Annotated in this window: 11 protein-coding genes; all 11 read left to right on the top strand. The window is 33.0% G+C overall.

What is annotated here, in order from left to right; translation table 11 throughout:
* Positions 1 to 170: 170 nt before the first annotated feature.
* The 11 genes from D0T53_RS03445 to D0T53_RS03395 all read left to right on the top strand — a co-directional run bounded on the left by D0T53_RS03445 (position 171) and on the right by D0T53_RS03395 (position 10,862).
* Complete coding sequence (locus D0T53_RS03445) at positions 171 to 1,466, top strand: O-antigen ligase family protein (RefSeq protein WP_163265107.1); 1,296 nt, start codon at positions 171 to 173, stop codon at positions 1,464 to 1,466.
* 6 nt (positions 1,467 to 1,472) lie between these two features.
* Positions 1,473 to 2,126, top strand: coding sequence for a hypothetical protein (locus D0T53_RS03440; protein WP_163265105.1), 654 nt, complete (start codon positions 1,473 to 1,475; stop codon positions 2,124 to 2,126).
* A gap of 27 nt (positions 2,127 to 2,153) precedes the next feature.
* Positions 2,154 to 2,999 (top strand): hypothetical protein, encoded by an 846-nt coding sequence (locus D0T53_RS03435; protein WP_163265103.1) that lies wholly within the window; start codon positions 2,154 to 2,156, stop codon positions 2,997 to 2,999.
* 38 nt (positions 3,000 to 3,037) lie between these two features.
* Positions 3,038 to 4,297 (top strand): hypothetical protein, encoded by a 1,260-nt coding sequence (locus D0T53_RS03430; protein ID WP_163265101.1) that lies wholly within the window; start codon positions 3,038 to 3,040, stop codon positions 4,295 to 4,297.
* Positions 4,291 to 5,730, top strand: coding sequence for a T9SS type A sorting domain-containing protein (locus D0T53_RS03425; protein ID WP_221411488.1), 1,440 nt, complete (start codon positions 4,291 to 4,293; stop codon positions 5,728 to 5,730). The genes D0T53_RS03430 and D0T53_RS03425 overlap by 7 nt, the downstream gene beginning before the upstream one ends.
* A gap of 22 nt (positions 5,731 to 5,752) precedes the next feature.
* Positions 5,753 to 6,613 (top strand): NlpC/P60 family protein, encoded by an 861-nt coding sequence (locus D0T53_RS03420; protein WP_163265097.1) that lies wholly within the window; start codon positions 5,753 to 5,755, stop codon positions 6,611 to 6,613.
* Positions 6,614 to 6,622: 9 nt separating this feature from the next.
* Positions 6,623 to 7,507: a hypothetical protein gene (locus D0T53_RS03415; RefSeq protein WP_163265095.1), complete on the top strand. Its 885-nt coding sequence runs from the start codon at positions 6,623 to 6,625 to the stop codon at positions 7,505 to 7,507.
* Positions 7,508 to 7,629: 122 nt separating this feature from the next.
* Positions 7,630 to 8,061: a hypothetical protein gene (locus tag D0T53_RS03410; protein ID WP_163265094.1), complete on the top strand. Its 432-nt coding sequence runs from the start codon at positions 7,630 to 7,632 to the stop codon at positions 8,059 to 8,061.
* A gap of 158 nt (positions 8,062 to 8,219) precedes the next feature.
* The gene (locus D0T53_RS03405; RefSeq protein WP_163265092.1) at positions 8,220 to 8,930 is read left to right on the top strand and encodes a hypothetical protein; all 711 of its coding nucleotides are present in this window, start codon (positions 8,220 to 8,222) and stop codon (positions 8,928 to 8,930) included.
* A 1,325-nt stretch (positions 8,931 to 10,255) separates the two neighbouring features.
* Positions 10,256 to 10,537: a helix-turn-helix domain-containing protein gene (locus D0T53_RS03400; RefSeq protein WP_163265090.1), complete on the top strand. Its 282-nt coding sequence runs from the start codon at positions 10,256 to 10,258 to the stop codon at positions 10,535 to 10,537.
* A 7-nt stretch (positions 10,538 to 10,544) separates the two neighbouring features.
* Complete coding sequence (locus D0T53_RS03395; RefSeq protein ID WP_163265088.1) at positions 10,545 to 10,862, top strand: helix-turn-helix domain-containing protein; 318 nt, start codon at positions 10,545 to 10,547, stop codon at positions 10,860 to 10,862.
* Positions 10,863 to 10,919 lie beyond the last annotated feature (57 nt).

Raw genomic sequence — 10,919 nt, 5'->3', positions numbered from 1 at the left:
GTTTAATCTTAATTTTTTTATTAAGTATATTATTTTACAATAACATTCTGAAAACTAATACTTTTTATTATTTCATCGCATTTTTAGGTGTAACCCAAACGATAATATCATTCCTCCAGTATACAACTTTAATACCAGTTTCTTCTGATATTTATAACATACCAGGTAGTATGGATAATCCCAATATCATGGCAATTATAATTTGTTTGTCTATTCCTGCATGTTTCCATATCTTCTCAAGAAGAAAAAAAAGAATCTTATATCTATCCCTTTATTCTGCATTAACAATCTTCGCTTTGATAATATTAGAGTGCCGTACGGCTTTTATCGGGTTACTATTTATTTCTATAATAGTAGCTGGCAAAGTTATTGGTTTGAATATAATTCCGAGATTTAGATATAAACTCTTTTTTGTTATTCCTGTATTTTTAATTTTCTGTGCTTTCCTCTTTTCGCTCCACCTTAAAAAACAAAATTCATCAGACAGCCGCCTCACAATTTGGAGTATTGCATCAAATATGATTTCCGCCAAACCTGTATTCGGGTATGGTTATGGACAATTCCAAAAAGAATATAATTTACAACAAGCTGAATATTTTAATACAGAAACACATACAGAACAAGAGCGTATAAATGCCGGTTTTACAACTACCTGCTACAATGAATATATACAACATGCCATAATGGGAGGTATCATTGGCTGTTCTTTATTATTGGCGTTAATGGTAAGCTTAATTCATGTAGGATGGAAAAACAGGAATAAACAATACATACCATTAGCCGGGATTGTTGCATTCGCTGTTATGAGTTTCTTCAACTTTACAATAGAATCACCTCCTATATTTTTCATGTTCGTCATTTATGCGTCAATCTTGATTGGAAATACAGCCGATCCTTCGAGGCCTATATATAATAGTTTGCATAAGAAAATAATAGTAGCAGGCCTATTTATAGCTTTTGCATTTATCGTAACCAGTCTACAGAAGTATAATGCCCAGAAAGAGTTGGCTTATATTAATGATCTAATTTTCAAAAAAGAACTTGAAAAAGCTGATTATCCGTTACATAGTATAGAACCTAAAATTTCCACATCCGAGGCCTTTTATCGAATTAAAGCAAGGCATTACATTCTAAAGCAGGATTATATAAATGCCTTAAAAGCAATTGAAACCTCTTTAAAATATACATCTGCACCATCTGTCCTTTTGGAAAAAGCGCAACTTGATGAAAAGACAGGAAATTTAGCTGCTGCTGAATCGTGCTATAAATTAGTCTGTGGAATTGAGCCTCATTTATTCAAGCCCAGAGTTATGCTTATGGAAATGTACCTGCGCAATAATAATATAGAAAATGCAAGGATAATAGCTCATGAAATCACGAGCATGAATCCGAAAGTTAATTCGGAAAAAGTAACTAAATACAAAGAATTTGCTTCTGAAATAGTAAAGCTTTCCAGTACAAACTAATAAAATATGAAGAAATACTTAACTATTACACTCGGAATGATCCTATTCCCTTTCACAGGGTTTGCTTTCCCGGTCCCTGAAAATGTCACTAAAATACTTGAACAATCAGGGAAAAATCGTACTGAATTAGAAAAGGTTCTGGGTTATTACCAAAATGATTCTCTTAAATACGCGGCAGCATGTTTTCTGATTGAGAATATGGATATTCATAATTCTGTCACTTATTATTGGGTGGACAGCCTGAATAACAAAGTTGAATTTAATGAACTGGATTATCCGGATTGGGATTCTTCAATTTCTGCATTCGAAGAGATAAAAGGACAAACTCAGGGAATTCATCCTGTACCGGTAATTATCCAGGACATGCATGTAATAAAAAGTGATTTCCTTATTGAAAATATTGACCTTGCTTTTTCCGAGTGGAAAACCGAACACAATAAGATAGCATTTAATGACTTTTGTGAGTATATCCTTCCTTATAGAATAGCTAGCGAACCGTTACAGGATTGGAGAAAATTGTATAGGAGTAAATTTTCGGGGTTTAATAACCCCAATCTCTCTCAAAACTCTTTATACCCGGTAAAAAAACTTCTGAAATATACTTTCGAACACTTCAGGAATACATTTAATCATGAACAACGCAAAGAACCTTTACCATGACTCGGCGCTTTACATCTGCTCCACCGCATGAAAGCACCATGTGAAGATTTTACGGCATTTGAAACATTTATCTTACGTTCACAAGGATATATGTCATCACAAGAACTTATCCCTTATTGGGCAACATCATCAGGCAATCATCTAATTTCAAGTGTCTTCTGTGATTCGTTAAATAAGATGATATCCCTTGAAACGATTGAGACATATAAAGATACATTTCCTGAAAAGCAATTTACTCGCGAACCATCTAAAGTAATTCGTTTCACTTATTCAAAACAACCGGAGGTTCTCGCCGTACAAGAAGCCCCGGAAAACATTCCGAACAACTTCTTAAGGCTATTGAATTATAAGGATGTGACTGAAGAATATTGGCCAACGGGAGATCTATCATGTCAATTATTTTCGATGTCCGCTGATCAAATAGCATATGCCTGTGTCCTTAATTATCAGTTTTGGCAACCAACATGGTGGGGTAGAGCTAATACAGGAAATGTACTGTTTTCTAATATGACTAAAGGCGTGGTATATCTTCCTGCTTATTATAATGAAGGAAAAATTGTCCCGGCGGGAGACCCGGTAGCTTTTGGATATAATAATATTCAGGTATTAAAGCCTGATACCCTGAATTTAAGAAGTGTAGTTGTTGAAGAACAAGAGAAGTATTTAAAATTCAGGCCATTCAAACAGTATAAGCTATTTTATTGGGATAAAGAATGGATATTAATTGCCGAAAAAACAACCGGGGAAAGTACCAAAGAATTAGTATATGATCAGGTTCCTCAAAATGCTTTACTACTGCTTATCCCTGAATATTCACAAAGAAAAGAACGCCCTTTTATTATAACAGAAGAAAAGCAACGGGTATGGTTTTAAGTTAAACTATTTATTATAAATAAATTAAATTATTGCTTATGAGAAAGAAAATTCTATTTACAGCTATCCTTATTTTGCAATTCACATTCCCTGTCTTGAAGTGCCAGGAAATTTCTCGGGATGTCTTGGATAAATTCAATCCCTCGATAATTTCGAGAATCTATAAGATAACTTCTCAATTAAACTTATCCAATGAAGAGCAGTTGCAACTTGCTAAAGCTTTTGAAGTTAATGATAGTATTATAGCAGCTATTGTTAAGGATAAGCAAACATTTACGGATTTGGAGTATACCGAATCTTTTGCGTTGGTTGCTCTTTATGATTCTTTGATAACCGAGAATAACCTGAAAGCGAAAAGTGTATCTTTTATAAATGAAAAGATAGAATATCTTGACCAGATAAAGCCGCTATCCCAATCCCAAAAGCAAAAGTTGGCAAAACTTTTCTTAGACAAATGCAAGGACAACAGGCTTAGCTACGGGGATGCTTTAAGATTAGTCCTGCCCAAAATTGTAAACGATACAATTTATTATGCAAGATTATACGCCCCTGAAATTAAGCTGCAGATGCTGGCAGAAGTAAATGCCTATCCTTTAAAGAACGATTTTCCTTTTGAAGCATTACGCACTTTACGGCCTATATTGCAAAAATACATACATCAACTGGTAACGGTAGATTATGCTTCACCGGGCGCAGATAGAGACAAGATTGCATTAGTAAAGTCTATTAACGAACATTATATGCCTATAATTGACAGTCTGAAAGTAAGATATGGTTTTTTTAAGCCCGTAACGCTTTTTACTTCAGCTGTAAGATTAAGAAAAACACTCAAGTTGGACGAAAACCAGATTGATAAGTTATTGGTTAAAGCAGCCGAATTAGAGAAGATAAAAACAGATTATACGATGAAAAATCCCGATGACGTATATAATTCAGCTGATTACAGTCATAAAAATCTTTCATCTATATTGACAGAGGAGCAATACCGCACATTACTACAACTTAGATTTCAGAAAAAAGCCGAAGCCAACTGTGTACAATCCTGGCACGAAATAAAACAATATGGAGTAACTACACAGGCGGATAGCGTACAAGTTAACAATAGCTTATATTTCTATCATCTGGACAAATTTGTAATTAATACCTTATACCAGGACAAACCAGAGATGAAGACCGAGAAACTAAGGCAAAATGAATTCTTCAGGCCTGAAATTATAAAGGCCCTTGATCTGGCCCGTAAAGAAGCTAAAGAAAAAGGTTCAGCAAAAAATATGAATAAAAATAATTTTGTATGGTAGCCGGTATGAGAAATATAATAAGCATATTAATAATAGCATTGTGTGCATTTTCTGCTTATGCACAACCTAACAATCCGGGAAAAAGAATTGATGAGATAAGCCTTTTGTTGAATCCCAACTATCCTTATTACAATCCGGCAAAAGCACTTGCTTTATGCAAAGAAGCAGCAGAAAACGGCGATACAAAAGCCATGAATGCTATCGGAGTGATTTACAGTAAGGGATTGGTTAACGACACTGTTGATCATAATACAGCCAGAGAATGGTTCGAAAAATCGGCAGAAAATGGCTATGCCAATGCCTACACAAATCTTGGAGTAATTTATAAAGACGGTTCGGGTGTGCCTCAGGATTTTGTCCGGGCTTATGAATGCTTCAGTAAAGGGGCTGGTCTGAATTCCTCTTCTTCCCTTTACTCTTATGGGTATATGCATTTCAAAGGATTAGGATGCGAACAGGACTATGAAAAAGCAGTAGAATCTTTTAGGAAAAGTATTTCGAAGAATGAACTGGGTGCAATGTATATGTTGGGGATCTGTCTTCGTAACGGTTATGGCATAGCTCAAAATACCGATAGTGCACGTTATTGGCTGGCACGTGCATCGGAAGGTGGTTATAAGTGGGCTACAGATGAATTAATGTCTGAAGACCCTGAGAACATATCGCTTAAAACAAAAAATACATTACGTTCTGCCGGAAGTATAACAGAAGAAAAGCAATATGAAATAGTACAACACAAAGTCATGTCTGACGCCATAGGAGGTGATTATGCTGGTTATGCAATAAAATACGATTGGAGTGGACAAAAAATAATTGGACAATCATCATTAAAGCTTTCATTAGAAAACAATGGTAATAAGATAACAGGTATATGGGTTGAAAATGATACCCTGATAGCTGCAATTGATGCCACATTATCGGATACTATAATGGTATTTTCAAATACAGGATATAGCCTGAATGACCATTACTACAAGAATGTAGCTAATCATTTGGAGTTTAAGGATGCAAAACTACAGTTGGTCCAGATCGGGGATTCAATTTATATGGCGGGTAATATCCGGCTTTATTCAAAGACTTCGATGGAACCTGAAAAACCAATGTATGTCTCCCTGATAAAAGATATGAATGAATTAAAAAACGCTACGGATATATCAATAAGCGAAGGTTTATCCACAACGGATAGTTTTAACCTTATTGTATACCCTAATCCTGTTAAAAGTATCTGTACTGTCGCATTTAACCTTATGGAAAATGCTGCTGCTACAATAAGGATAATTGATCTGTCCGGGAAGGTAATATATCTCAAAGTTATTGATGCTGTAAAAGGAGAAAATGCAGTAGTGTTGGATGATTTTTTATCAACAGGAAATTATATACTACAGTTGTCGTCAAAGGGAAAGACAAAACAAACTGTCATTATTAAACAATAACACGAAAAAAAGAGACGATAATATGAAGAAAATAGTATTTTTGTTAGTAATGATTATGTGTTTTTCATTTTTTCAAAACGGATCAGTGCTTTTTGCCCAAAGCTATGGGTATGAACTCCCTGAGGTTTCTGTATGTGGGCGAACTACAGAAATGTATATAGGGACAGATACCGAAACATGCAAAGATAGCTATCTGAAATGTACAGAAACTTATGACTGCGACACCGACTATGTATATACCAGTGATTGTAGGAATGAGACAAAGATTGCTCAGAATTGTGAAGAGAAAGTAGATGATTGTAATGGAGACAAAGGTGGAAGTGCTTATATAGATGGATGTGGGGATTGTGTTGGTGGGAATACGAATAAAATTACCTGTAGAGATACTCCTAACCCAAATCCTAACCCAAATCCTAACCCAAATCCTAACCCTAATCCCACTCCTAATCCAGACCCAGAAAGTGAGAATCCCGAATTAGGATATAAATTAGCAAATAAGGCTAAATCCTATCCTGGAAAGGATAATCGTATTTATGGAGCAACTCCTCCTAAGGTAGATTGCTCAATGTTTACTCAAGAAGTCGCTGCATCACAAGGAAAAACTATTCCAAGAGGAACAAATGGACAAATTGATTGGTTTAAAGAGAATGGTACTTTTGTAACAACTTTATCAGAAGTGAAAGTCGGCGATTTTATATATTGGTCCCGTGGAGTAAATAAATATCATACAGGTGTTATTGTGGAAACCAGTCCTCAAATAAAAGTAGTTCATGCAACAGTTTACAAATATAAACCAGGTTCTATAAAAGAAAATGTAGTCCAAAGTGATGGTGAGATTAAATATTTCAATCAACCATTCGTCGGAGCAGGAAGATTTAAATAAATTGTCAATATGAAAAAAATTATTACAACAGTTATACTTGCGATAGGCTATTTAACAGTTTTCGCCCAATCATATCAATTGGAGTTTAAAGGGCAATTATCAAATACAGTGCTAGGAGGATATATAAGAGATATATCGATTTATAATGACACTTGTTATATATTGAGTGGGGGTGGTAAAATAATCGTAACAGACACAAGTGGTAAATTGATTAAAAACAATTTTTCTTCTTTAGTTTTTAATACTTCTACTCATATTTATGCTGATAACCAATATTTATTAGTAGTTGAGGATGGAGAACTAAGTTATTATAATAAAGATGGTCAATTTATTAGAAAGACAAAATTATACTATGATCTAATTCCCGAATGTATATGGGTAAAAGACAATACAAGCATATTGGTCGTAACTTATGATGCACAAACATCCGTAACAACCGTGAGTGCTTACAACTATAACACAGGGGAAAGATTAAAATCCTCATCTCTTTCAAATAACGATAAAAACGGCTCATATGTTTGCAATCAAAATAATTTATACATATGGGGGCGTAATATTTTAAGATATGACTGGATATATAATCGTATTTTCTCCAATGATTTAACCACATCTAAGTATCTAGATTTATATAATAGTGATTATTACTTAGCTTGTTTTCTTGCTAATGGGTTTTCATTTTGGTTTAAATATGAAGAGAGAGACAAATTATACCTCATGGATAAATCATTTAACTTAATGGCAACATATCCATTACTACCCTCCTCTAAAAAACCAACGAATGAAGATCTTTATATTGAATCTGGCGAGCCTAATCTGAAATTTATATTAGATAACAACATGATAAATGTAATTAATATTAATAATAATATAGTTGAGTTTTATGTTTTGAAATAGAGACGACGTTAAATCATAATTTTTTCATCTAAATGAAAATTATACAAGCTCAGCTATTTTCTAATAATAAATTGAAACTACATATTTATTAACCGAGTAAGTGAAAATAGTATAAGTATAATATGAAACAGAATATAATTAATCATTCCATAAGAATAGTATTGTTTATGTTATTTTCAGTATCACCAATACTAGCACAAGATGTCAATATTGAGAATATGACAGAAGAAAAACGAAACATACTTCTAATAAATACAGCGAAGGAAATCTGTAAGACGTATCCTGATTTTTATAGGGAAAATGCACCTGTTAAAATTGATGAAAAACGTACTGTTTATTTAACAGGAGAAGAAGTTAAAGAAGTTTACCTCAATCCTGATAGTCCATGGTATGGGATGAAATCAGGGCAAATTTATTACAGTGTCACTTTTCTTCAAGATGAGGAAAAAGATAATTTTGAACAAGGTTATTTAGCTCGCATATATATCAGAGCAGATACAGGGAAAGCCTTTAGGATAATGTTAGGGTGTAATATAGCATATCCAGTAAAATGATAGCATAATTAAATCTAAATTGTAAGTTTGTACTACTTAGATAGGGTTCAGATATTTCTGAACCCTATTAATTTACAGAATGCAATATTACCCATATTCGTCCCAATGATGGAGATTATACAGGAGCAACAACTTGTTGATAATAAACAATTTAGACAATGATGAAAACAATAGTATTAATATTTTTATTTATATCTATTTCTTATAGTACAGTATATTGCCAATCAGTTTCATTTCCGAGCAATATCTCAATTTCGAAAAGAAATGAATTTCTAAGTAATGAAACTAAAATAGAAAATCTTCCTATCTACTTTGATAATGTCCACGCTTTACCTGAAGGAAAAAATCCCCAATTAATTGGGGTAGAGTATTATGGGTTTAATCTTCAAAATAAAGTTCCAATGATTTCAACTGATGATTTCAGGTATGGACATAAATTTGAAAATCCATGGATCAGTGGAGATGCTACAGGGTTCTTATCTGTTTTGTATTGGCTTCCTTCAAATGGAAATTATACTCTTTTATATTGTATACTTGAAAGTGGAAGAGATGATTATAGATGTTTCTTAATTACAACCACGACATCAGGGTTATATATCGACCATAAATTGGTTCATGATGGTTGGGATAATATTAATTTCACTCAGGCTGAGCTAAGTTCTGATTTGACTCTAAAAATAACGGAAATAAGAATGAATGGACCTTCATATATTTCAAGAGGGGAATTCTCTACCTTTAATGGTCAGAAGGCAAATTTAGTTTATAAAATAACACCGGAAGGCAAATTTGTATTACAGTCTGAAAATATAGGAATTATGAAAACTTATAATGTAGAAAGTTTAGAGTCTTTATTATCACCCTTGCCCTAAAAATATTACTATTAAATTCTGATTTATAAATTCATATTACTCAATAGGGTTCAGGTATTTCTGAGCCTTATTGATGTTTTATAGTAGGCGCATATTTCAATAGGTTATAGTCATTTAAAAACAACATTAATATGCAGAATCGGAGAGGCGGACAGCTTTTGTCTCTCTTCTATTATTATTTCCTAATTTATTTATTCATTTATTCATTTATTCATTTATTTTTCAAACTATCCGATTATAATTTTACTGTTAACTAAATATGCGTCATCGTTTCGGCGTTACATGCTATGTCCCTTTGGCTTTATCATGCAGTGTTCGAAACGTCAAATTTTTAGTAGGAAATACGACCCTTTAGGGTGGAGATTTCCTGTCTAAACCTGAAAAGGCTTGAATTTGACCGGAGAAGAACACAAATATACCTTTGCCAAAGAACAGGACATAGCGTAACGTTGAAACGAGCAGATTTAGGAATTAGAAAAGGATAGTAAATCATATCCCATATGATATTAATATTCTGTTCAATATTCTGTCTGGTATTTATACTTAATTTATAGTCCACAATAGCATTAGATATTTAAATTATTTTGACCATTTTTCAAAACGAATTCACTGTTTAATATGATCAAAACCCTATCCCGATTTTCGACTTTGGAGAAAATCAGTCTCCGAACTCTTCAGAGGGAGGAGCAAGTTTGTTTTTGCTGCAAATTTTAATTTTGCAGCAAAAAACATAACTTGCCATGTACCCGTGTACATGAAATCCACCTGTCATTGATCATATTGTGACTGATTTTTATAATTTGATGGTTATGATACATTTAAAACCGATAAAATTCTGTTTATTAATAGAATATAGAATGTCTAATCATTGAGTCATTTGATAATCCGGTAAGTTAACGAACATATAATGAAATAAATTGATCATTTAATTAATAAATCGACCCATCATGGAGTAATGAGGTTATAAAGTAACATCATTATTTAGTGATTAAGTTAATGACATAAATGATTGTTATCTAAATAAATGACTTGATTATTTAATCACCCAATTATTCCACAGATTGTTGCATTATTGCCTCATTACATTATAAAATTATTGGATTATTGGATTATTGGATTATTGGATTATTGGATTATCAACTTATATATAATCTTTCTATCTTGATTATGACCAAATAGCTTCTATGGAGAAATATTTGTTTTTCACATAATAACCCATAGACAAATTATGTAAACGAAGGACATGTTATGACAAAAGACTGATTAAGCCCTCCAATCTATTGATTTCTATTTTTATTTGCCTGAAACTCCAAAGTGTAAATATTATGGAAATAAAGGTTATCGAAGAAAAAACATTTGAATATATCAAACAAAAGATGGAAGAATTCTCCCAACGGATAAAGTCAATCTGCAAAAACAAGTCTTTTAAAGATTCTTGGCTGGATAATCAGGACGTTTGCAGGCTCTTGGATATATCACTTCGTACACTACAAAACTATCGAGATAAAGGGATACTCCCTTATTCACAGATCGGTTATAAATGCTATTATAAATCATCGGATATTAAAGCATTTATTGAAAAGTCAAAAAAATCAACATCAAAATAAGTAAGGTATGGATATATTAGACAGAAATTCCGAGGAAGTACAATCTTTCACAAACCAATTAGCTGAGATAATGGAAAGTATCGAGTTTTCGTTAAAGAATTCAAAGCCTCTTCTTGACGGAGAACATTATCTAGGTAATAAAGAGGTTTGCCGGATACTTAACATTAGCCAGCGTACTTTACAGGATTATCGGGATAAGGGTGTCATATCCTTTTATAAACTTGAAGGTAAAATTCTATTCAAAGAATCCGATATATTAAAACTACTGGAAGATAATTATTATGAGGCGTGGAATGAAGATCATAAAAAACGACACTGTCCATAATTTTGTGTAAATAGCTAACGGAGGGTTTGACTATCTTTATAGTTGAACCCTTTTTGC

This window comes from Dysgonomonas sp. 216 (assembly GCF_010501065.1).
Taxonomy (GTDB): domain Bacteria; phylum Bacteroidota; class Bacteroidia; order Bacteroidales; family Dysgonomonadaceae; genus QVMM01.
The sequence above is the reverse complement of the archived record's forward strand: the minus strand, read 5'-3'. Positions and strand labels throughout refer to the sequence as shown.